Below are 21,328 nucleotides of genomic sequence, written 5' to 3' on the forward strand. Positions count from 1 at the left end.
GCGTCGGCTGCTCCGAATCGCTTCGCACGCGATTCGGAGTCGCGCCTCTTCCTCGGGCCGTGGCTGCACATCCCGCTTCACCCGTCCGGGAGAGGAAGCGTTCTCGCGCGCCGGGATCGCCTGCGCCGGTCGAGGTCGGTACCGTGGCCGGAGATCGAGGGGGTCGGGATGAGCGAGTCGTTCTTCCGGGAGGTCGAGCCGCGTCCGTACGACGAGGACGATCACCTTCCCGCGTTCGACATGCCCGCCTGGATCGGCCCGCCCTGGCACCGCGCACCGGGGATCAAGCTCCTCGACCACGAGCTCGGCCGCTCCGCCACGACCGTCGTCGCGCTCGAGTCCGCGCGCTGCTTCGATGAGGGCGTGCTGCTGCGGCTGACCGTGCGCGTCGCCGACACTGGTCGCCGCGCCCGGCAGCGCGTCGTCGAGTACCTCGAGCGCGCGCACGGCCGGGGGCAGCTGGACGAGCGCTTCGCCCCCGACGGCCTGCGCTGGGGAGTCGCGTTCGCCGACGGCCGCACCGTCACGACCCAGGACGAGTCGCCGTGGGCCGGGGCCGAGGACATCCACGACACCCGGATCGCGGGGCCCGTCCTCGAGGGCGGCGGCCGACCCTCCGTCTTCATGGACACGTGGTCGCGCGACGTCTGGCTCTGGCCCCTGCCGCCCCTCCCGACCCTCCGCGTCGCCGTCGAGTGGCCTGCCCGCGGTGTCGAGGAGACGGTCACCTCCCTCGAGGTCGCGCCCCTGCTCGAGGCCTCCGCCCGCTGCCGCCCCCTCTGGCCCGTGCCACCCGCCTGACCCGTGCGTCCTCGGACGAGTCACCCTGCGCGGGCGGTCACTCCGTCCCTCGCTGATCGAGTAGCCCGCGGAGCGGGTGTACCGAGATCCACCAGCTCCGCAGGGCGGGGTCGGACGGTATCCGTGCTGAAGTCGGTCGGTCTCGATACGCCCCTGCGGGGCTACTCGACCAGCGGGTGGGGGAACGGGCCCCGTCCTTTCCCCACCACGGAAACGACGTCGTCCGCCTCCGAGCCGACTCCGCACGTGAGGCTGCAACCCGACCGGCCCACCGAGAGGCGGGGTCGGAATCGCGTGCCGAGCGATTCGGAGCAGCCGACGCACCCCGCTCTGCGGAACGCACCACGCGCTCGAGCCGACTGCGCTGCGCCGGGCGGGGACCGGCGCGGACGACAGGCAGAGGCGCGACTCCGAATCGCGTGCCAAGCGATTCGGAGCAGCCGACGCACCCCGCTCTGCGGAACGCACCACGCGCTCGAGCCGACTGCGCTGCGCCGGGCGGGGACCGGCGCGGACGACAGGCAGAGGCGCGACTCCGAATCGCGTGCCGAGCGATTCGGAGCAGCCGACGCACCCCGCTCTGCGGAACGCACCACGCGCTCGAGCCGACTGCGCTGCGCCGGGCGGGGACCGGCGCAGACGGACCAGCGCAGCTGGTCCGCAGAAGCAATATCAGAGGTCCGCAGTACCATCGCACCGTGCCCCTCAACGAGATCATCTCGGCGCTTGCGCGCGCCTCCACGTTCGACGACGCTCTCGCGTACTCGGTGCGCGATGCCGATTTCTCCGTGGCCGACGGGCTCCGCGTGCCGCTGCTCGCAGGCCTCCTCGAGCGGCGGGCCGAGGCCGGGCGCCCACAGGCCGCCCTGGTCGTGACCGCGACGGGCCGCGACTCCGAGAACATCCGCGCCTCCCTCGGCTGCGTGCTGCCCGAGGCCGAGGTGGTCGAGTTCCCCGCGTGGGAGACGCTGCCGCACGAGCGGCTCAGCCCGAGCGCCGAGATCGTGGGGCGCCGGCTCGACGCCCTGCGCCGGATGAAGCAGTGGACGGGGGAGCGCCCGCTGGTGGTCGTCGCCTCCGTGCGCGCCGCCCTGCAGCCGGTCGCCGACAATCTCGCCGACATCGAGCCGATCCGCCTGGTCAAGGGCACCCGCGGCTACGATCTCGGCCGGATCGCCGCCGAGCTGGTCGATCTCGCGTACGCGCGCGTCGACATGGTGACCCGGCGGGGCGAGTTCGCCGTCCGCGGCGGCATCCTCGACGTGTTCCCGGCGGTCGCCGAGCACCCGAGCCGCGTCGACTTCTTCGGTGACGAGGTCGACTCGATCCGGGGCTTCTCGGTCGCCGACCAGCGCTCGCTGCCGGGGGAGTCCGACTCCGTCGTCCTGCCGCCGAGCCGCGAGCTGCTGCTCGTGCCCGCCGTCCGCCAGCGCGCTCGCGAGATGCTGCACGAGTTCCCGAGCCTCTCGGGCCTGCTCGCGAAGATCGCCGAGGGCATCCCGGTCGAGGGCATGGAGTCGCTCGCGCCCGCGCTCCTCGAGCGCCTCGTCCCGATCTCGCACTACCTCCCCGAGGGGGCGGCGGTCGCCGTCCTCGCCCCCGAGCGCGTCGCGACCCGCGCCATCAGCCTCGCCGAGACGAACCGGGAGTTCCTGCAGGCCGCGTGGAGCGCCGCGACCGCCGGCGCCGAGGCTCCGATCGACCTCGCCTCGGGCGAGTTCATCTCACTCGGCGCCCTGCGCGACGCCGTGAAGTTCAGCGCCCCCGGCGCCGCGGCCCCCGACCACCCGTGGTGGACCATGAGCACGTTCCGCCAGGGGCCGGCCGCGGGCGAGGCCGAGGTGCTCCCGGAGGATCTGGGGATCGACGAGATCCTCGCCGTCCGCGTCGAGGGCGAGCCCGTGCCCGGCTTCGGCGGCAACGTCGAGGGCGCGCTCGCGCACGTCCGCGCCCGCCTCGCCGACGGCTGGACCGTCGTCCTCACCGCGCCGGGACCCGGCACCGTCGAGCGCACCGATCAGGTGCTCGCCGAGCACGAGGTCGCCGCCCGCATCGTCGCCGACCTGCCCGGCACGCTCGACTCCGGTCTCGCCTACGTGCTGCAGGCGTCGGTCGATCACGGCTTCGAGGTCGCGGAGGCGAAGCTCGCCCTGCTCACGGACACCGAGTTCTACGGCCGCACGGTCGGCTACGACTCGCGCGCCGTCAAGAAGCTCGCGTCGCGGCGCAAGAACGTCGTCGATCCGCTGCAGCTCACGCCCGGCGACCACGTCGTGCACGCCACGCACGGCATCGGCAGGTTCGTCGAGCTCTCGCAGCGCGAGGTGTCCAGCGGCGGGCGCAACGCCGTCAAGACGCGCCGCGAGTACCTCGTGCTCGAGTACGCGCCCAGCAAGCGCGGCTTCCCGGGCGACAAGCTCCTCGTCCCCACCGACCAGCTCGACCTCCTCTCCCGCTACGTCGGAGGCGAGGCGCCGGCCCTCAGCAAGATGGGCGGCAGCGACTGGGCGCAGGCCAAGAGCAAGGCGCGCCGCGCGGTCCGCGACATCGCCGTCGAGCTCGTGAAGCTCTACTCCGCTCGGATGGCGTCGCGCGGGCACGCGTTCCCGCCGGACACCCCGTGGCAGCGCGAGCTCGAAGAGGCGTTCCCGTTCGCCGAGACCCCCGACCAGCTCACGGTGATCGACGAGGTGAAGGCCGACATGGAGCGGCCGATCCCGATGGACCGCCTCCTCTCGGGCGACGTCGGCTTCGGCAAGACCGAGGTCGCCGTCCGCGCCGCCTTCAAGGCGATCCAGGACGGCAAGCAGGTCGCGATGCTCGTGCCCACGACCCTGCTCGTGCGTCAGCACCTCGAGACGTTCCAGGAGCGCTTCGCCGGGTTCCCGGTGCATCTGCGCGCGCTGAGCCGCTTCCAGAGCGCGAAGGAGTCGAAGGAGACGATCGACGGCCTCGCCGACGGCACGGTCGACATGGTCATCGCGACGCACCGCCTCCTCTCGGACAGCATCGTCTTCAAGGACCTCGGCCTGCTCGTGATCGACGAGGAGCAGCGCTTCGGCGTCGAGCACAAGGAGAAGCTGAAGGCGCTGAAGAAGGACGTCGACATCCTCTCGATGAGCGCGACGCCGATCCCGCGCACGCTCGAGATGGCGGTCACGGGCATCCGCGAGATGTCGACGCTGGCCACGCCGCCCGAGGAGCGCCACCCGATCCTCACCTTCGTCGGCCCGTACTCCGAGAAGCAGATCTCGGCCGCGATCCGCCGCGAGCTGCTGCGCGAGGGCCAGGTGTTCTTCGTGCACAACCGCGTCTCGACGATCAACCGGGTCGCCTCGCAGCTGGCCGAGCTGGTTCCGGAGGCGCGCATCGCGGTCGCGCACGGCAAGCTCAGCGAGGCGCAGCTCGAGCGCATCATCGTCGACTTCTGGGAGCGCAAGTTCGACGTGCTCGTCTCGACGACGATCGTCGAGACCGGACTCGACATCCCCAACGCGAACACCCTGATCGTCGACCGCGCCGACAAGTACGGCCTCTCGCAGCTGCACCAGCTTCGCGGCCGGGTCGGTCGCGGGCGCGAGCGCGCCTACGCCTACCTGCTCTACGACGAGATGAAGCCGCTCAGCGAGACGGCGCACGACCGCCTGCAGACGCTCGCCGCCAACTCCGATCTCGGCGGCGGCATGCAGATCGCGCTGAAGGACCTCGAGATCCGCGGAGCCGGCAACCTGCTCGGCGGCGAGCAGTCGGGTCACATCCAGGGCGTCGGCTTCGACCTCTACCTGCGGATGATCGGCGAGGCCGTCGACACGTTCCGCGGCGATGTGGCGGAGGGGCAGACGGAGCTCCGGCTCGAGCTGCCGGTCGACGCGCGGATCCCGGAGGAGTACGTCGACAGCGAGCGGCTGCGCCTCGAGGCGTACCAGAAGCTGTCGGCCGCGACCTCGCCGAACGCGAAGGAGGGCAGCGTCGACCTCGTGGTCGAGGAGCTCACCGACCGCTACGGCGAGCTCCCGGAGGCGGTGGAGAACCTGATCCTGGTGTCGCGCCTCCGCATGCGCGCGCAGGCCGCCGGGCTCAGCGACGTCGTCGCGATGGGCTCCAACGTGCGGGTCGCCCCGGCGCACCTCGCCGACTCGATCCAGGTGCGCCTGCGCCGGATGTACCCGAGCGCGAAGTACCTCCAGCAGGCCAACGCGGTCGTCGTGCCGATGCCCGTGATCGACGGCGCGCCGCTGGGCGATCGCGCGCTGATCGAGTGGGTGCGCACGCTCCTCGACGCGCTGTTCCCGGAGCCGGCCACGGTCGCGAGCTGATCGCGCGGAGCCCGCTCGGGGGCGGTGCGGGCCTACTCTGAGCGGACCGCCGACCGAAGGACCAGCCATGCCGACTCCCGACGAGACCCCCGCACCGCACGTCCCCGCGCCCGACGAGCCGAGCATCCCGGAGATCGAGGTCGACGAGACGATCGCCCCGCGCCCCGAGGAGGAGGTCGCCGACATCGCCCGCGCCGAGCCCGACCTCGAGGACCGCACCCCCGACGCCTGATCGCTCCGGTGGGCCTGCGCCGCGTCGACGCAGGCCCACGGGAGTGGTGCCCGAGGGCCCTCAGTGCCCGAAGTGCGCCCGCACCTCCGCCTTCCAGCGGTCGCGGTCGGTCTCCGAGATGAACGCCGCGTCGAACGAGTTCAGCGCGAGCGTCTCGAGCTGAGCGTCGTCCATCCCGAGCTCCTCGACCAGAGCGCGGTAGTTCGCGTCGACGTAGCCGCCGAAGTACGGCGGGTCGTCGCTCGACACCGTCGCGATCAGCCCGGCCTCGAGCATCGCGGGCAGCGGGTGGTCCTTCATCGTGTCGACGGCGCGGAGCGCGACGTTCGAGAGCGGGCACACCGTCACGGGGATCCCCTCGACGCGGAGCATCGTCACGACCGCCGGATCCTCCATCGCCCGGATCCCGTGGTCGATCCGCTCGACCTTGAGCAGCTCGAGCGTCTGGGCGACCGTCTCGGGCCCGCCCTCCTCGCCGGCGTGCGCGACCAGGTGCAGCCCCTCCGCCGCGGCGCGCGCGTACACGTCGACGAACAGCTCCGGGCCGAAGCCGACCTCGTTCGAGTCGAGCCCGACTCCGATGATGTGCTCGCGGTAGGGGAGGATCGCGGTCAGCATCTCGTCGGCGGCCTCGGCTCCGAGGTCGCGCAGGAAGCACATGATGAGGTCGGTCGAGATCCCGTGGGTCTCCTCGCTCCGCCCGAGTGCGCGGGTGAGCCCGGCCATCACGACCTCGAGCGCCGTCCCGTTGCCGAGGTGCGTCTGCGGATCGAAGAAGATCTCGGCCCGGCGCACGTTGGCGAGCTTCGCGCGATCGAGGTAGCCGGTGGCGAGCTCGAAGAAGTCGCGCTCCGTCTTGAGCACGGTGAGGTTCGAGTAGTGCAGATCGAGGAACGAGCCCAGATCGGTGAAGGAGTAGCGCGCGCGCAGGGCCTCGAGGTCCTCCGTCGGCAGCGAGACGCCGTTGCGGCGCGCCATCTCGACGATGTGCTCGGGCTCGATGGTGCCCTCGATGTGGATGTGCAGTTCGGCACTCGGGGGTGCGCCCCGCTCGGAAGAAATGGTGTCGGGCACGGTGATCCTGTTCCTGGGCGCACGGCGCACCCGCCGACACGCTAGCGCTGCCGTGTTACGCGCCGATGACCGACGGGTGTCGCCCGCCGCGCGAGCACCGGTGGTGCCGCGACCGCGGACGTGGCCGAGGATGGTGGACATGCCCCCGCTCCTCGCCGCCCGCCGTCCGGCTCCGGTCCCGCCCGCCGGCGCTCCGCCGATCGACCTCCGGGAGGTCGAGGTGCGGACTGCCGAGAGCGTCCTGCTCGCCCCGGTCTCGCTGCGGGTCGAGCCGGGCGAGGTCGTCGCCGTGACGGGGGCGAACGGCAGCGGCAAGACGACGCTGCTCCGGGTGATCGCCGGGCTCGTCGCCCCGAGTGCGGGCACCGCGCTGATCGCCGGGCGCCCCGCCGACGAGCGCAGCGCCGCGCACCGCCGCACGGTCGCGGCGCTGGTGCAGACGCCTCCGCTCGAGCGCGACCTGACCCTCGAGGAGCACCTCGCGATGGTCGCCGTGTCGTGGGGCGCGAGGGTCCCGGAGGCGCGCGAGCAGGCCGTCGCCGCCCTCGCCGCCCTCGACCTCGCCCCGCTCGCCCGCCGCTTCCCGCACGAGCTCTCCTCCGGCCAGCGGCAGTCGTTCTCGCTCGCGCTGGTGCTCGCCCGCCCCTCCGACGTGCTGCTGCTCGACGAGCCCGAGCAGCGGCTCGACGCCGATCGGGTGCCGCTCGTCGTCGAGGTGCTCCGGGAGGCGGTGGCGGGGCGGGCCGTCGTCGTCGCGACCCACAGCCCCGTGATCACCGAGGGCCTCGCCACCCGCGTCCTCCGGCTGGGAGCGTCGTGACGATCGCCGCCGTCCGCTCGGCCCACCGCTCGCGGGCCGGCCGCCGTCGCGCGGGGGCCTACTCCGGCTACCTGGCCGCCATGCTCCTGCTCGTCGTCGTCCTGCCGACGGCACGGGCGGTCGCGATCGCCCTCGTCGACCCGGCGGTCGGCCGAGCCGTCGCGGCGGTCGACCTCGCCCCGCTCCTCTCCCTCACGCTGCCGGCCGCCGTCCTGCTCGGGCGCGCCCGGGGACCGGCCGTCGACGAGCCCCACCCGACGGCGCTGCTCCTCGCCTCGGCGGCGCGGCGCTGGCACGTCCTGCGGCGCGCGGTGGTCGTCTCGGGGGCCGTGGCCGCGGGAGCGGGCAGCCTCGCCGCCGCGGCACTGGCGCTGGCGTCCGGTTCGGACCTCGGCCCGGCGCTGACGGCCGGTGCCGCCGTCGGCGTCCTCCTCACGGTCGCCGCTCTGGCCGGTCAGTGCCTCCCTCCGTCACGGTCGGCGGCGCTCGCCGCCCTGCTCGCCCTCCCCGTGCTGCTCGTCGCCGTGCTCCCGGTGATCGCGCCGTTCACCCCCGGCGGCCTCGTCGCCCTCGCCGTCGCGGGCGCGCCGTCGGCGGCTCTCGCCCTCGTCGCGCTCGCGGTGCTCGTCACGCCCTTCGCGCCGAGGCTGCTCGACTCGGCGTCCGGTCCGTCGCTCCTGGCGCAGTCGCAGCGCTGGCGGTCCGCCGTGGCCGGCGCCGCCACCGGCGACGTCGCGGACGCCCTCTCGGGCTACCGCTCGCTCCCGCACCGCAACCGGAGGGTTCACGCGGTCCGGGTCGGCCCGTTCCCGGTGACGGTGCCGATCCGCGACGCCGTCGGCGCCCTGCGCACGCCCGGCCGCTCCGCCGCGGCGGGCCTCGCCCTCGTCGCCGCTGGAGTCGCGGTGGCCCTCGCGGCCGTCGCTCCGCCCTCGCTCCTCGCGATCCCGGCCGCCGCCGCCGGCGTCCTCGCCTATCTCGGCGCCGGAGTGTGGAGCGACGGCTTCCGCCACGCCGCCGAGACCGCGGGGCAGGCCGCGTTCGTCGCGCCGCCTCCGTTCGAGCTGCTCCTGCTGCACGGAGTGCTGCCGCTCGTGCTGGCGGTCGCCCTGATGACGGCGGGCGCGCTCCTCCTCCCGGCGGGCGCGCTCGCTCCCGCAGCCGCGGTGGCGCTCGTCGCCGTCGCCGCCCGGGCGATGGACGCCACCCGCGGCGCCCTGCCGCCGGCGCTCCTCTCGCCGATCCCGCTGCCGATCGGCGACGGAGCCGGTGCGGCCGTGCTGCTCTGGAACCTCGCCGCGCCCCTCGTCAGCGCGGGAGCGGCCGTCGCGGTCGTCGCCGCGCCGGCGCTCCTCGCGTCGGCTCCGCTCGTCGCCCTCGTCTGCCTCCTGGTCGCCCGTCACCGCCTCGCGAGCGCCTGACCGGCCTCCGAGGAGCGGATGCGAGGATGTCCCGGTGACCGCCCACCCCCGGCTCGACGAGCTCATCCGCACCGTCCACGTCCTCCGCGCTCCGGGCGGCTGCCCGTGGGACGCCGAGCAGACCCACGAGTCGCTCGTGCGCTACCTGATCGAGGAGTCGCACGAGCTGGTCGACGCGATCGAGGCGGGCGACCGCGCCGATCTCGTCGAGGAGCTCGGCGACGTGCTCTACCAGGTGCTGTTCCACGCCGATCTCGCCGCCGACGGCCCGGAGCCGTTCACCATCGAGGACGTCGCCGCGCACATGAACGCCAAGATGATCGGCCGCCACCCGCACGTCTTCGGCGACGCGACCGCCGAGACCGCCGACGACGTCATCGCCGTCTGGGACGAGCTGAAGAAGGTCGAGAAGCCGCACCGCACGAGCGTCCTCGACGGGATCCCGCAGGGCATGCCCGCCCTCGCCCTGGCCGACAAGGTGATCGGCAAGGCCACGACCCTCGGCATCGTCGACGCGGGGGAGGGGCCGCTCCCGATCGACTCCGAGGACGACCTCGGTCCGCTCCTGCTGGCGATCGTGGCCTCCTCCCGCGCCCGCGGACTCGACGCCGAGCGCGCCCTCCGCACCGCCGTCCGCGACCTGCAGGACGAGATCCGCGCGGTCGAGCAGGAGCGCCGCGAGGAGTGATCGCGCACGACGTCAGCTGAGCGGGGTCCTCGCGCGCGATCGTGCGTGAGCCGGCTTCTCAGCTGACGTTGCGCAGTGCTCAGGCGACCCGCCGCCCGCGGGGCAGGCGCGCGGCCGGCGTCGCCGTGCGCCGGATCGCGCGGAGGATCAGCGCGACCGCCAGCACCACCTGCAGCGCCAGCCCGACGAACCACGACGGCAGCGTCTCGTCGAACACCTCGGCGGGAGTGAGCGTCTGGGAGGAGGAGTAGTCGCTGCAGTCGATCTCGACGACGTCCTGCGGCGCGACCTGCGCCTGGCGCACGAGGAGCGAGATCCCCCCGAAGAGGTCCTCCGGCTCCCCGTACTCGCCGAACTCGGCGGGAACGGCGTCGGCCAGGACGACGAACGGGTTCACGGCGAGCAGACCCCAGTACCGGTCCGGCCGGGCGACCTGCGTCTCGTAGTCCTGCCCGCAGTAGCCCTCGTCACCCACCGTCGCCCCGAGGAACACGGTCCGCTGGGTCGTCGTGGTCACCGCGGTCAGCAGCCCGAACGAGATCAGCGACCCGACGCTCAGGGCCGCCACGACCAGGTAGGTCGTGACCACCGACATCAGCGGCCGGTCGAGGATCCCGCTCAGCCCCACGCCGATCGCTGCGACGACCCCCAGCTGCACCGAGAGGACGAGCACCGACACCACGGCCGAGACGGGCGACACCCCGCCGACCAGCACCGCGATCAGGAGGAACGGCACCGTGCTCGCGAGGAAGGCCAGCGCGACGAGCCACGCCGAGACGAGCTTGCCGATCACCAGCTGCCCCGTGGTGACGAGCGTCACCTGCGTCGTGGCGAGCGTGCCGGCATCGCGGTCGCCGTTGATCGCCGTGCCCGAGAGCGCGGGAGTCACCAGGCTGCCGAGCAGCAGCACGAAGTACATCAGGATCGAGTAGATCCAGCCGCCGACGCTCGCCCCGCTGCCGGTCAGCACCCCGGTCGCGACGATCAGCAGCGCGGTCACGGCGCCGACGAGCACGAAGAACAGCGCGAGCAGCACGAACGACGAGGTGCCGCGCACCCGCTGCGCGAGCTCGAGCCCCAGGACGATCCGCACCCCGCGCAGGAACGGCAGCGGGCGGGCGGTCGTGGCGCTCATCGCCCCTCCTCCGGGCTCGTGGATCGCGTCAGATCCGAGAACGTGTGCTCGAGCTCCCCGACGGCCGGGGCGAAGCGGCTCACCGCGACTCCGGCGGCGACCAGCCGGCCGAGCAGGAGCGCGGCGGCCGCGTCGTCGACGACCGGCACGAGCACGGCGTCGCGCTCGATCTGCACCTCCACTCCCGTCAGCTGCTCGACGGAGGCGGCCAGCTCGGCCCCGCGCGGCGAGACCGCGTCGATCCGCCAGGCGCGGAGCGACCGGGCCGCCCGGGCGACCGCCTCGCTCGTGGCCGTCGCTCCGGCGTCGAGGTAGACCGCCGCCGTCGCCATCTCGTCGAGCTCGGCGAGCACGTGGCTCGACACCAGCACGGTGCGCCCCTCGTCGGCGAGCCGGAGGACGAGGTCGCGCAGCGCGATCCGCGCGCCGGGATCGAGCCCGGACGCCGGCTCGTCGAGCACGAGCACCGACGGGTCGTGCACGAGAGCGCGGGCGAGGCTCAGCCGCTGCTTCTGCCCGCGCGACAGCACGCGGGTCGGGCGGTCGGCGAACTCGCCGAGATCGACGTCGGCGAGCAGCTGCAGCGCCCGCGCCTCCGCGTCGTCGCGCGAGAGCCCGTAGAGCAGCCCCGTCGTCCGCAGCGTCGCCCGCGCCGTGAGCGACGCCCACGAGCCCAGGACGTCCGGCATCCAGCCCAGGGTCGCCCGCACCGCAGCCGGATCCTCGACGGGATCGTGCCCCGCGACCCGCAGCACCCCGGCATCGGGGCGCAGCAGCGTCGCCAGCAGGAGCATCAGCGTCGTCTTGCCGGCCCCGTTCGGGCCGATCAGCGCGGTCACCTCGCCGGGTCGCGCCTCGAAGCTCGCGTCCCGCACCGCGTGGACGGAGCCGAACGCGCGCGAGACCCCCTCCGCCACGATCCCCTCGTGTGTCTGCCGAACAGCCATCGGACCCTCCCCGTCCGCCCCCGCGAACCCCTGACCGCGCGAGCGCCGCGAGCCTAGCCGACCCCTCCGACAGGGAGTCGGCGCGCAGCGGTCTGGAAGAATCGCAGGCATGGCCTCCCCGATCACCCCGCCCCGCGGCATGCGCGACTTCCTCCCCGCCGACAAGGCGAAGCGCGAGCACGCGCTCGGAGTCATCCGCCGCGTCTACTCCGCGCACGGCTTCGACGAGATCGAGACCCCGGTCGTCGAGGACTTCGAGCGCCTGCACTCCGGCCTCGGCGGCGACAACGAGAAGCTGGCGTTCAGCGTCCTGCGGCGCGGACTCTCGCACGACGACCTCGCGGCGGCCGCCGATGCCGACGACGCCTCCGCCCTCGCCGACCTCGGACTGCGCTTCGACCTCACGGTGCCGCTCGCCCGCTTCTACGCGACGCACCGCTCCGAGCTGCCGACGGTGTTCCGCTCGGTGCAGATCGCCCCGGTCTGGCGGGCCGAGCGCCCGCAGAAGGGCCGCTACCGCCAGTTCGTGCAGTGCGACATCGACATCATCGGCGAGCCCGGGCAGCTGGCCGAGGTCGAGCTGATCACCGCGACCGCCGCCGCGCTCGACACCCTGGGCCTGCGCGACTGCACGATCCGCATCAACGACCGGCGCATCCTCACCGGGATCCTCGAGTACTGCGGGTTCGCCCCCGAGCGCTTCGCTCCGGCCCTCATCTCGATCGACAAGCTCGACAAGATCGGCGCCTCCGGAGTCGTCGGCGAGCTCGAGGCCGACGGTGCGGACGCGGCCGCGGTCCTCGGCGGCTACCTCGCCCGCATCGAGGAGGCGGTGGCCGCCGGGGGAGTCCCGCTCGAGGAGTCGGCGATCCTCGGCGTCCTGCCCGAGGGCATCGACCAGGAGGCGGTGCTCGCGCTCGTGACGCTCGCCCGGTCGCTCCGCTCTCTGCCCGCCGGCATCTCCCTCCGCTTCGACCCCACCCTCGTGCGTGGCATGGGCTACTACACGGGCACGATCTTCGAGATCGCGCACCCCTCCAGCGGCTCCTCGGTCGGCGGAGGAGGCCGTTACGACGGCATGATCGGCCGTTTCCTCGGGCAGGACGTCCCCGCCTGCGGCTTCTCGATCGGCTTCGAGCGCATCGTCGAGCTGATCGACGTGCCCGCCGACGAGCGCCAGGACGCGGTGGTCCTCGTCCACGAGCGCGACGCGGCTCCCGAGACGCTGCTGGCCCTGAAGCAGGAGCTGATCGCCCAGGGCTCCCGCGTGCGGCTCGAGCGCCGGTCGAAGAACCTGACTCCGCTGCTCGACCGAGCCGCCGCCGCGGGCTTCACGAGGTTCGCCCTCGTGCCGCGCGACGCCGCCGCCCTCGACGCGCTGACGTTCAAGGCCCTGGGCTGAGCCCCGCCGCCGACTGAGAGGCGTCTCACCCGATCCGCCGGTCGCGAGCGGCGGATCGGCGTTCGGGTTGTCGGATCCGTGAGAGCCTTAATACCCGCGAAATCTGCGGACACACCTGAGAAATCTCCCGAGGATAGCGTCGAGGCACCCGATCGGCGCGACTTGGCGCGCCTGAACGGGCACCGCGATCCGCGACCCGCACTCCAGCACCCGCATCACAGCAGCATCACCGCAGCAGCGCTGACGCACCTACCCGAGGAGTCCCCTTGACCCTGTCGCCCTTCCGCACGCCGAACTTCGATCGCCGCAGCCTTCTCCGCATGGCCGGCGTGGCGGGTCTCGCCATCGGCGGCGCCTCCGTGCTCGCCTCCTGCTCCTCCGACGCCTCGGCCGGCGGCTCCGCCGACGGCGCCGACCTCGGCACCCTCAAGGTCCAGCTCTCCTGGATCAAGAACGAGGAGTTCTCGGGCGAGTTCTTCGCCGACTCGAAGGGCTACTACACCGACGCCGGCTTCTCGAGCGTCACGCTCACCGCAGGTCCCTCGACCGGCACCGCCGAGCTGCTCTCCGGTTCGGCCGATGTCGCGCTGAGCGACGCCGTCTCGGTCGGCACCGTGATCGCGCAGCAGGAGGCGCCGCTCAAGATCATCGGCGCGACCTACCAGAAGAACCCCTTCACGGTCCTCTCGATCGCGACCGCCGGCAACATCGCCACCCCCGCCGACCTCAAGGGCAAGAAGATCGGCGTCCAGGCGTCCAACACCTCGCTGTTCCAGGCGCTGCTCGCCGCGAACGACCTCTCCGAGTCCGACCTCACCGTCGTGCCGGTCGAGTACGACCCCTCCGTCCTCATCAACGGCACGGTCGACGGCTTCATCGCCTACCTGACCAACGAGGCGATCACCGTCGCGAACGAGGGCTACGAGGTCGTCAACCTGCCCTTCGCCGACAACGGCCTCCCCTTCGTGGCCGAGACCTTCACCGTCACCGACCAGTCGATCTCCGACAAGCGCGACGCCCTCAAGGCGTTCCTGCTCGCCGAGATCAAGGGCTGGACCGACGCGGTCAAGGACCCGGAGGCGGGCGCCATGCTCGCGATCGAGACCTACGGCAAGGACCTGGGCCTCGACGAGGCCGCCTCGAAGCAGGGCGCGACGATCCAGGCCGAGGAGCTCGTCGTCTCGGACGACACCGCCTCCAACGGGCTGTTCACCATCTCGGAGGACCTCCAGGCCGAGACGGTCGCCTCCCTCGCGGGAGCAGGCATCGACATCGAGGCCTCCGACCTGTTCGACATGTCCCTCCTCGCCGAGGTCTACGAGGAGAACCCCGACCTCGTCGACTACACCGCCTGATCCTCCCGCGGCTACCGCCCGGTTCCGCCGGGCACCTGATCCACCTCCACGAAGGGCACCACTCGTGACCGAGACGACCGACGCCGGCACCCTGAGCGATCAGGGTGCCGGCGGCACCGGCATCCAGATCCACGGCCTGTCGAAGACGTTCCGGATGGGCGCCCGCAGCGTGACCGCGCTGCAGGACACCGATCTGCACACCGATCAGGGCAGCTTCCTCGCGCTCCTCGGCCCTTCGGGCTGCGGCAAGTCGACGATCCTCCGCATCCTCGCGGGGCTGGAGGAGCCCACCTCGGGCTCCATCCGGGTCGACGGCCGCACCCCGAAGGAGCTGCGGCGCGACAACAAGCTCGGCATCGCGTTCCAGGACCACGCCCTGCTGCCCTGGCGCAGCGTGATGTCGAACATCCGCCTCCCGTTCGAGATCGCGGGCAAGCCGGTCGACCAGTCGTACATCGACGAGCTGATCGACCTGGTGGGCCTGCGGGGCTTCGAGAAGGCGAAGCCGGCGCAGCTGTCCGGAGGCATGCGCCAGCGCGTCTCGATCGCCCGCTGCCTCATCCTCAAGCCCGAGGTCCTGCTGCTCGACGAGCCGTTCGGCGCGCTCGACGACATGACCCGGCAGAAGCTCAACCTCGAGCTGCTGCGCATCTGGACGGAGAAGCCGGCCACCACGCTGCTCGTCACGCACGGCATCTCGGAGGCGATCTTCCTCTCCGACCGCGTCGCCGTGATGAGCCCGCGTCCCGGCCGGGTCAAGGAGATCATCGAGATCGACCTGCCCCGCCCGCGCACTCCCGAGATGCAGCGCACCCCCGAGTTCCACGCCTACGTCGACCAGGCCTCCGAGCTGCTCTTCGGCTCGGGCGGCGCGGCCGCGGACGACCACTGATGGCGGTCGCGACGAGCGCGACGCCGACCGCGCGGCGCTCCTTCTCCCTCCCGCCGTGGGCCTCCGGCCTCCTCGGCGTCGTCGGCATCGTCGTCGTCTGGTGGGTCATCGCCCTCGTGACGGCGCCGGCGGCCGGCACCACCTACGCGGCCGTCCCGACCCCTCCGCAGGTCGTGCAGGTCGCGATCGAGGACGGCTTCGGCTTCTACTGGCGCAACTTCTCGGTCACCATCGGCGAGGCGGCGGTCGGCTACTTCTGGGGCAACCTCATCGCCCTTGTGCTGTCGGCCCTCGTGCTCGTCGTGCCGTGGCTCGAGGGAGTCGTCTCGCAGCTCGCCGTCGTCACCTACTGCGTCCCGATCGTCGCGATCGGCACGCTCGTCCTGCTGATCCTCGGCGGTGCCGACGCGCCCGGTCAGCCGAGCGCCACCGCGATCTTCCTCGCCGGTCTGTCGGTGTTCTTCACCACCGTGGTCGGCAGCCTGCTCGGCCTCAAGGCCGCCGACAAGGCGTCGCTCGACGTCGTCACGGTCTACGGAGGCACCCGCCTCACGCAGCTGCGCAAGGTCCGCCTGATCGCGGCGCTGCCGAACATCCTCTCGGCCCTGCAGATCGCCGTCCCCGCGGCCTTCCTCGGCGCGATCCTGGGCGAGTACTTCGGCAAGATCGAGACCGGGGTCGGCCCGATCCTGGTCGCCGCCCAGGTCTCGCTCAACTCGCCCCGCGTGTGGGCGCTCTTCCTCCTCTGCGCGGGCGTCGCGCTGCTGGGCTATGCGATCGTCGGACTCATCGGACGCGTCGTCGCCCCCTGGTCCTCCGGCAAGGGAGCCTGATCATGACCACCACCGCCGGTGACCGCACCGCCCAGTCCACTGAGACGTCGATCCTCGCGGTCGACGAGCTGCGCCGTCAGCTGCGCAACGCGGCCCTCGGAGCCACGCTCAAGAGCCTGCGCAAGAGCGCGCTGATCGCACTGTCGACCGTCGTCATCGTCCTGGTGATCTGGATCGGCATCATCCTCTTCAGCGGCGTCTCGCCGTACGTCATCAAGGGCCCGTGGGACGTCTGGGAGCACCTCGTCACCGACGAGAGCGCCGCCGCGCACCGCGCCGAGCTGGGCGGGCTCTTCGCCGTGACGATGGGCGACTCCTTCATCGGCTTCGCCGCGGGCCTCGTGGCGGCCATCGTCGTCGCGATCCTCTTCCGCCTCTCCAAGGGCATCGAGCACGCGCTGATGCCGTTCGCGCTCCTGCTGCGCTCGGTCCCGCTGATCGCGATGGCGCCCCTGATCATCCTGGTCTTCGGCCAGGGCACGGTCGCGTCGGTGGCCGTGGTCGGCGGCATCGTCGTGCTGTTCCCCGCGCTGGTCACGATCGCCTTCGGCCTCAACAACGCGTCGCCGCAGATGCTCGACGTCGTGTCGGTCTACGGAGGCTCGACCTTCACCGCGATCCGCAAGGTCGCCATCCCCGGCGCCCTGCCGTCCCTCTTCGCCGCGATCCGCATCTCGGTCCCCGGCGCCATCACGGGCGCGCTGCTGGCCGAGTGGCTCTCGACCGGGAACGGGATCGGCGGCACCATCTCGGCCTGGTCCGCGCAGGCGAAGTTCGACGACGTCTGGTCGGCGGTCGTGCTCGTGACCGGCGTCTCGCTGATCCTCTACATGGTCGTCCAGGTCGTCGAGACCTTCGTCCTCTCGCGGATGTCCCTCTCGCTGTCCTGACGACCCCAGTCCCTCGGGCGGAGCGCATCATCCGACTCCTTGACTGTCGGGCGCTTGTACCTGGTGCAACCGCGCGCGCTGTTGCACACTGTGACCGAGATCATTCCGAGGGGGCGACCACCCATGGCCGAGATCGACGGATACGTCGGGGAAGCCCCGGACGGTCGCGCGCGGGTGTTCTTCGCTGCTGATCCGCATCTCTTCGCAGACATCCCTACCGACCGGATCATCTCGGCACGAGCTCACGGAGATGAGCGCGCCCGCCTGCTGCTGACGATCGACGACGCCGTCGACGTCTCGGAGGGTGTGCTCGACGACGAGGGCTTCACCGCGCTGTTCACCGGCGCGCACCAGCCGCAGGCTTATTCGTCCTTCTACCACGAGACGAAGTTCTGGCACTGCGCGTACAGCAAGACGACGTGCTGAGCCGAGGAGGCAGGGGCGATGAAGCTCTACATCGGACGACTCGAGAATCCCACGGAGGACAGATTCCGGCTGCTCATCGGGCGTGAGGGCGACTTCGTCGAATTCGGGCGTGACGACCGCATCGGATGGGATCGCATCGACGACGACGAGAATCCCGGCCGGTGGGTGTACGCGGTCCGCGACGACGCCGATGTCACCACGGGACGGATCCCACCGGAGGAGTGGGAGGCGCTGTTCGTGCACCAGGAGAGCGGGGCGCGGGCCGCCGTCAGCACTCAACGGTTCTCCACCTGCATGTGCGACACCCGCGGCATCTCGCACGGGGTGTGCTGCGACTAGTGCGGATCGAACAGGCCCGGGACGGGCCCGATCTGCTCCGTTGGCTCGTCGATCGCGGGCTCGTCGACCGTGTCGACTGCCTCGCCGCAGACTTCTCACTGGAGGAGCGCTCCGGGCGCAATCTCCTGGTGGTGGTTCGCACGCGGTCCGAGACTCTGACGATCAAGTTCTTCGATCGCCCGGCCGCGCGAATCCGCGAAGAGAACGCGCTCGATGAGCTGGCAGCGACGGGGCTCGCCTTCGGCGTGCCGACGGTCGTCGAGACTACCGAGACCTCTCTGATCTGCCGCACCGTCGGAGGGCTGCTGTCCGTGACGGAGCGCTGGCCTACCGCGCTGGGCCCTCGCTTCGCTTCTCGTCTCGGTGCCGCGCTCGCCTCCCTCCATGCGATCGACCCGGCCGCTCTCGCTCCTGCGCCGCAACTGCCGCTGGTCGGCCGTCCCGGAGTCGAGGCGATCGAGTTCGGAGCAGCTCTCCGCGAGGTGATCGGGCTTCTCCAGGCCGACGGGACCGCGGAGGTGATGGACGAGGTCGCGGCGGAGCTGGCGGAGGAGGACGAGGTGTTCTCGCACGGTGACATCCGTGGTCGCAACATCCTCGTGCTCCCTGGGCGAGGCGGCGGCGTGCATCTCATCGACTGGGAGACCTCCGGACGCTGCTCCCGATGGTTCGATCTCGGCGCTGGTCTCGCCTTGTTCATCGAGACGGCGCTCCTCGCCGGGCGAGGTGCTCCGTCGGGCGCCACCCTCCTGACCTATCTGGCCGCCTACTCTCGCTCGTCCGGTCACCAGATCGATGTCGCCCTGACGGTGCAGTGCGCCGGGGTCCGTCTGATCCAAAGCGCGATGGAGTCGACAAGAGAGGGGGCGGAGAGGTCCCTCGTCGCCGAGAGGCTTCTCACCGTCGGCGGTCTCGCGCTCCGGAGTCCCCTTCAGGTCGCTCGCCGTCTGGAGGTCCTCCGGTGAGCGACGCGCAGGCGATGCTGCGGCCGATCGGTCTCAGGAGGCGGGCGGTCCGCTCCGTCACCTGGTTCGGCGAGGCGATCGTCGATGTCGCCGACCCGGCGGCCGACGCCAGCCTCGCCGCGGTGCTCTACGAGCACGCCTACGCGCGCGGCATCCCGAGGCCGATCGAGCGGGTGGGGGCGGGATGGATCGATCCGGGGTGGCGCGGTGTCGTCGCCGACGCTCGTCTGTCAGCTGAGTGGAGCGGATGGCGACCCTCCGGCCCGGGCCTGGTGCAGGTGCCGGGAGAACCGCGGCTCCGCCTCGACGTGGATGAGGGGCGGAGCGATCCTCTCGTCCTCCCGCTCCGGCCGCTCTCCTTCGACGCCCTTCCCGGGTGGCTCCTCCTCCGGCACGGCGATGCTCGTCGAGCGCATGCATGCGTCCGTGTGTACGCCAATACCGAGGCCACTGCAGTCCGGGGCGCGATCCCCTCCTTGATCGCGATCCTCCGCGACTCGGGGATGGACTCGTTCTCCCTGAAGTTCCTCCTGTCCGGCGAGCACCTCGATCGCGCCGATTCGACGGTGATCTACCTCCCCGAGCGTCCCTCCCGAGCGCTGCTGAGCGACCTCGCCCTAGCGCTCGACACGGCGACCGCTGCGCGGTCGGTACCGATGTTCACGCTGCGTCTCGCTCCGGGCCTGGCGATCGCGGCGAGCCCCTCCGGCGGTCGGAGCTTCGGACTGCTGCGCTGCTCTCAGCTCGCGACCGCGGTCCTCCACCGTTTCCGCACTGGCTCGACCGCCCCGCCCGTCTTCGCGTTCGACGAGACCGCGCCCTGGGACGATCCCGATCGGCCGCGCCTCACGGCACCGCGTCTCGCGTCTCGACCGAGGACGACGCTCGACAGGACTCCCGTGGAGGGCCTGCACGACGTCGCGGCCGACCTGATGAGCGCGGCTCTTGTCGCCAACGGCGCTGCGGCGTGGTTGGTGAGAGATCGGATGACGGGTCGGTGGCGGTCGAGCGACGCGTCCGTGTACTCGGGCGCCATCGGCGCCCTGCTCGTCTTCGCCCAGGCGGACCGTCTTGATGGCGGCGACCGCTACCGCCGCATCCTCCGCGCGACCGCGCAGGGCATCCTCGGGAGGCTCGGTGACCTGTCGTCACAGGGCTTCCACAGCGGAATCGCCGGCACGGCCGCTGTTCTCGCGGAAGCGGCAGCGATATCGGGAGACGCGATGGTCGACGACAGCGCACGAACGGCGTTCTCGGCGGCGATCAGGCGGACCTGTGCCGTGCCCGCCCGCGCCCAGGCCTGGGACGTCATCTCCGGAGACGCAGGCACGCTCCTCGGCCTGATCGGGGCAGCGGGCGTGCTGGGCGAGCAGATACCGGAAGGAGTCCCGATGATCGCGGCAACTCTTGCAGCGCAGCACGAGGCCGATGTCCGATCGGGCGGGGTGCGGTGGCGTACCCGGATCGGTCGGAGGAGCGTCGCTCTGGCGGGCCTCGCTCACGGATCCTCCGGAGCCGCGCTGGCACTCGCCCGCGCCGGCACGGGAGATCCCCTCGTCCGCCGGGCTCTGATGTTCGAAGACGACTCCTGCAGCGCACCGATCGGGTGGGCCGACCGGCGGAACACCGTCGCCTCCCATGATGCCGCGGCGTGGTGCCACGGTTCCGGCGGCATCGGCGTCGCCACCGCCGCTCTCTCGACGCGCGTCCCCTCGCCGGCGATGGAGGATCGTCTCGCACGGGCGATCACCTCGCTGAGCGCCGACCTCGTCCTCGGTCCTCAGGACCGCGGGCTCTGCCACGGTGCTGCAGGCCGGGCCCTGGCCCTCGCGATCTGCGCGGCGATCGGCGGCGACGCCGCGCATCTCGAGGAGGCGCGGAGCAGCATCGAACAGATCCCCCTCGCGGCCGACCGGAGTGATGTGACCCTCATGAAGGGCGAGACCGGGGTCGCGCTCGCGCGCCTGGCGATCGCCGGCCTGAGTACGGCGCCGCTCGCCTTCACTCTCGATTCAGCGCTCGACGACTGCATCGTCGCCTGCTCGGCCAGCGCGTCAGGGACGACGTCTCTGCGGTGAGGAGCGCAGCGACTGCTGACAGAGGACGAGGGTCCCGCAGGCCGCTCCGGCGCCGCACCACACGGCAGCGCGCAGGAGGTGCTCCCCGGGCGATCGCTCCTCGGTCGTCGGTGCGACCTCGACCGTGGCGGCGCTCGCGTCAGACGGTGACGATCGCGTCGACGCGGCGGTCGGCCAGGAGGTCGCGGCCGCCGAGGCCGTCGAGCTCCATCACCACGGCGATGCCCTCGAGGCTCCAGCCGGCCCGCTCGATCAGGCGGCAGCTCGCATCGAGGGTGCCGCCGGTGGCGAGGATGTCGTCGACGAGGAGCAGCCGGGAGCCCGCGGGCACCGCGTCCTCGTGCACCTCGAGGGTCGTGGTCGCGTACTCGAGCGTCGCCTCCTCGCGCAGCACCGTGCGCGGCAGCTTGCCGGGCTTCCTGATCGTCACCACTCCGAGCCCCGCGGAGTAGGCGGCGGCCGCGGCGAGAAGGAAGCCCCGCGCCTCCACTCCGGCGATCGCGTCGATCCGCCCGAGGTAGGGCTCGATCAGCGCATCGGCCACCGCGCGCAGCGCCGGGCCGTCGCCGAAGACGGGGGTGAGGTCGCGGAAGAGGATGCCCGGCTTCGGGAAGTCGGGGACGACCTCGGTGAGGCTCTCGACGAGGGCGGCGGCGGTCGTGGTCACGGGATCCTCCGGTCGGCTGGCGCGGTACGGCCCTGGGAGTCTACGGG

19 protein-coding genes are annotated in these 21,328 nt (G+C 72.2%); 15 read left to right on the plus strand and 4 right to left on the minus strand.

The genetic code is table 11. The annotated features are described in order from the left end of the window. Nucleotides 1–168 precede the first annotated feature (168 nt). The 3 genes from GSU68_RS05585 (at nucleotide 169) to GSU68_RS05595 (ending at nucleotide 5,349) form a co-directional block, all read left to right on the plus strand. Nucleotides 169–801, plus strand: coding sequence for a hypothetical protein (locus GSU68_RS05585; protein ID WP_159906235.1), 633 nt, complete (start codon nucleotides 169–171; stop codon nucleotides 799–801). A 698-nt stretch (nucleotides 802–1,499) separates the two neighbouring features. Then, on the plus strand, nucleotides 1,500–5,117 hold the full coding sequence (mfd, locus tag GSU68_RS05590; protein ID WP_159906237.1) for a transcription-repair coupling factor: 3,618 nt from the start codon (nucleotides 1,500–1,502) through the stop codon (nucleotides 5,115–5,117). Between the two features lie 67 nt (nucleotides 5,118–5,184). Further along, nucleotides 5,185–5,349: a hypothetical protein gene (locus GSU68_RS05595; RefSeq protein ID WP_159906239.1), complete on the plus strand. Its 165-nt coding sequence runs from the start codon at nucleotides 5,185–5,187 to the stop codon at nucleotides 5,347–5,349. Between the two features lie 60 nt (nucleotides 5,350–5,409). Here GSU68_RS05595 and GSU68_RS05600 read toward each other — a convergent pair whose 3' ends face one another. After that, nucleotides 5,410–6,423, minus strand: a complete 1,014-nt coding sequence (locus GSU68_RS05600; RefSeq protein WP_244259401.1) for an adenosine deaminase — start codon at nucleotides 6,421–6,423, stop codon at nucleotides 5,410–5,412. A gap of 139 nt (nucleotides 6,424–6,562) precedes the next feature. On the opposite strand from GSU68_RS05600, the gene GSU68_RS05605 reads away from it, so the two are divergent. Genes GSU68_RS05605 through GSU68_RS05615 form a run of 3 tightly spaced genes read left to right on the plus strand, consistent with a single transcriptional unit; the run spans nucleotide 6,563 to nucleotide 9,352 of the window. Next, complete coding sequence (locus GSU68_RS05605; protein ID WP_159906243.1) at nucleotides 6,563–7,243, plus strand: ATP-binding cassette domain-containing protein; 681 nt, start codon at nucleotides 6,563–6,565, stop codon at nucleotides 7,241–7,243. Next, nucleotides 7,240–8,664: a hypothetical protein gene (locus GSU68_RS05610; RefSeq protein ID WP_159906245.1), complete on the plus strand. Its 1,425-nt coding sequence runs from the start codon at nucleotides 7,240–7,242 to the stop codon at nucleotides 8,662–8,664. The genes GSU68_RS05605 and GSU68_RS05610 overlap by 4 nt, the downstream gene beginning before the upstream one ends. A gap of 34 nt (nucleotides 8,665–8,698) precedes the next feature. Next, the gene (locus tag GSU68_RS05615; protein WP_159906248.1) at nucleotides 8,699–9,352 is read left to right on the plus strand and encodes a MazG family protein; all 654 of its coding nucleotides are present in this window, start codon (nucleotides 8,699–8,701) and stop codon (nucleotides 9,350–9,352) included. Nucleotides 9,353–9,431: 79 nt separating this feature from the next. Here the strand turns inward: GSU68_RS05615 and GSU68_RS05620 are convergent, their stop codons facing one another. Then, nucleotides 9,432–10,487 carry an ABC transporter permease gene (locus GSU68_RS05620; RefSeq protein ID WP_159906250.1) on the minus strand — a complete coding sequence of 352 codons (1,056 nt, stop codon included), beginning with the start codon at nucleotides 10,485–10,487 and terminating at the stop codon, nucleotides 9,432–9,434. Beyond that, nucleotides 10,484–11,434: an ABC transporter ATP-binding protein gene (locus GSU68_RS05625; protein WP_159906252.1), complete on the minus strand. Its 951-nt coding sequence runs from the start codon at nucleotides 11,432–11,434 to the stop codon at nucleotides 10,484–10,486. The genes GSU68_RS05620 and GSU68_RS05625 overlap by 4 nt, the downstream gene beginning before the upstream one ends. 109 nt (nucleotides 11,435–11,543) lie before the next feature. Between GSU68_RS05625 and hisS the strand changes: the two genes are divergently transcribed. The 9 genes from hisS (at nucleotide 11,544) to GSU68_RS05670 (ending at nucleotide 20,614) form a co-directional block, all read left to right on the plus strand. Continuing rightward, complete coding sequence (hisS, locus tag GSU68_RS05630; protein ID WP_159906254.1) at nucleotides 11,544–12,836, plus strand: histidine--tRNA ligase; 1,293 nt, start codon at nucleotides 11,544–11,546, stop codon at nucleotides 12,834–12,836. 266 nt (nucleotides 12,837–13,102) lie between these two features. After that, nucleotides 13,103–14,191, plus strand: a complete 1,089-nt coding sequence (locus GSU68_RS05635; RefSeq protein WP_244259402.1) for an ABC transporter substrate-binding protein — start codon at nucleotides 13,103–13,105, stop codon at nucleotides 14,189–14,191. A gap of 154 nt (nucleotides 14,192–14,345) precedes the next feature. Beyond that, on the plus strand, nucleotides 14,346–15,083 hold the full coding sequence (locus GSU68_RS05640) for an ABC transporter ATP-binding protein (protein WP_159910145.1): 738 nt from the start codon (nucleotides 14,346–14,348) through the stop codon (nucleotides 15,081–15,083). Next, nucleotides 15,083–15,916, plus strand: coding sequence for an ABC transporter permease subunit (locus tag GSU68_RS05645; RefSeq protein WP_159906256.1), 834 nt, complete (start codon nucleotides 15,083–15,085; stop codon nucleotides 15,914–15,916). Before GSU68_RS05640 ends, GSU68_RS05645 begins: the two co-directional genes overlap by 1 nt. Before the next feature lie 2 nt (nucleotides 15,917–15,918). After that, nucleotides 15,919–16,806, plus strand: a complete 888-nt coding sequence (locus tag GSU68_RS05650; RefSeq protein ID WP_208544653.1) for an ABC transporter permease subunit — start codon at nucleotides 15,919–15,921, stop codon at nucleotides 16,804–16,806. A 123-nt stretch (nucleotides 16,807–16,929) separates the two neighbouring features. Next, the gene (locus GSU68_RS05655) at nucleotides 16,930–17,232 is read left to right on the plus strand and encodes a hypothetical protein (RefSeq protein ID WP_159906258.1); all 303 of its coding nucleotides are present in this window, start codon (nucleotides 16,930–16,932) and stop codon (nucleotides 17,230–17,232) included. An 18-nt stretch (nucleotides 17,233–17,250) separates the two neighbouring features. After that, a complete protein-coding gene (locus tag GSU68_RS05660) occupies nucleotides 17,251–17,571 on the plus strand; it encodes a hypothetical protein (RefSeq protein WP_159906260.1) in 321 nt (106 codons plus the stop codon). Beyond that, entirely contained in the window at nucleotides 17,571–18,536 is a 966-nt protein-coding gene (locus GSU68_RS05665) for a phosphotransferase (RefSeq protein WP_159906262.1), read from the plus strand. The genes GSU68_RS05660 and GSU68_RS05665 overlap by 1 nt, the downstream gene beginning before the upstream one ends. Continuing rightward, complete coding sequence (locus tag GSU68_RS05670) at nucleotides 18,533–20,614, plus strand: lanthionine synthetase LanC family protein (RefSeq protein ID WP_159906264.1); 2,082 nt, start codon at nucleotides 18,533–18,535, stop codon at nucleotides 20,612–20,614. The genes GSU68_RS05665 and GSU68_RS05670 overlap by 4 nt, the downstream gene beginning before the upstream one ends. 139 nt (nucleotides 20,615–20,753) lie before the next feature. On the opposite strand, the gene GSU68_RS05675 is transcribed toward GSU68_RS05670, so the two are convergent. After that, complete coding sequence (locus tag GSU68_RS05675; protein ID WP_159906266.1) at nucleotides 20,754–21,281, minus strand: adenine phosphoribosyltransferase; 528 nt, start codon at nucleotides 21,279–21,281, stop codon at nucleotides 20,754–20,756. Nucleotides 21,282–21,328 lie beyond the last annotated feature (47 nt).

It is taken from the genome of Rathayibacter sp. VKM Ac-2759 (genome assembly GCF_009834225.1).
GTDB lineage: Bacteria > Actinomycetota > Actinomycetes > Actinomycetales > Microbacteriaceae > Rathayibacter.

What these genes read in the sequence shown, in the direction of transcription:
- GSU68_RS05620 (WP_159906250.1), bottom strand. Translation starts at nt 10,487, where the DNA reads ATGAGCGCCACGACCGCCCGCCCGCTGCCGTTCCTGCGCGGGGTGCGG.
- GSU68_RS05650 (WP_208544653.1), top strand. Translation starts at nt 15,919, where the DNA reads ATGACCACCACCGCCGGTGACCGCACCGCCCAGTCCACTGAGACGTCG.
- GSU68_RS05605 (WP_159906243.1), top strand. Translation starts at nt 6,563, where the DNA reads ATGCCCCCGCTCCTCGCCGCCCGCCGTCCGGCTCCGGTCCCGCCCGCC.
- GSU68_RS05595 (WP_159906239.1), top strand. Translation starts at nt 5,185, where the DNA reads ATGCCGACTCCCGACGAGACCCCCGCACCGCACGTCCCCGCGCCCGAC.
- hisS (WP_159906254.1), top strand. Translation starts at nt 11,544, where the DNA reads ATGGCCTCCCCGATCACCCCGCCCCGCGGCATGCGCGACTTCCTCCCC.
- GSU68_RS05640 (WP_159910145.1), top strand. Translation starts at nt 14,346, where the DNA reads ATGGGCGCCCGCAGCGTGACCGCGCTGCAGGACACCGATCTGCACACC.
- GSU68_RS05660 (WP_159906260.1), top strand. Translation starts at nt 17,251, where the DNA reads ATGAAGCTCTACATCGGACGACTCGAGAATCCCACGGAGGACAGATTC.
- GSU68_RS05585 (WP_159906235.1), top strand. Translation starts at nt 169, where the DNA reads ATGAGCGAGTCGTTCTTCCGGGAGGTCGAGCCGCGTCCGTACGACGAG.
- GSU68_RS05655 (WP_159906258.1), top strand. Translation starts at nt 16,930, where the DNA reads ATGGCCGAGATCGACGGATACGTCGGGGAAGCCCCGGACGGTCGCGCG.
- GSU68_RS05625 (WP_159906252.1), bottom strand. Translation starts at nt 11,434, where the DNA reads ATGGCTGTTCGGCAGACACACGAGGGGATCGTGGCGGAGGGGGTCTCG.
- GSU68_RS05645 (WP_159906256.1), top strand. Translation starts at nt 15,083, where the DNA reads ATGGCGGTCGCGACGAGCGCGACGCCGACCGCGCGGCGCTCCTTCTCC.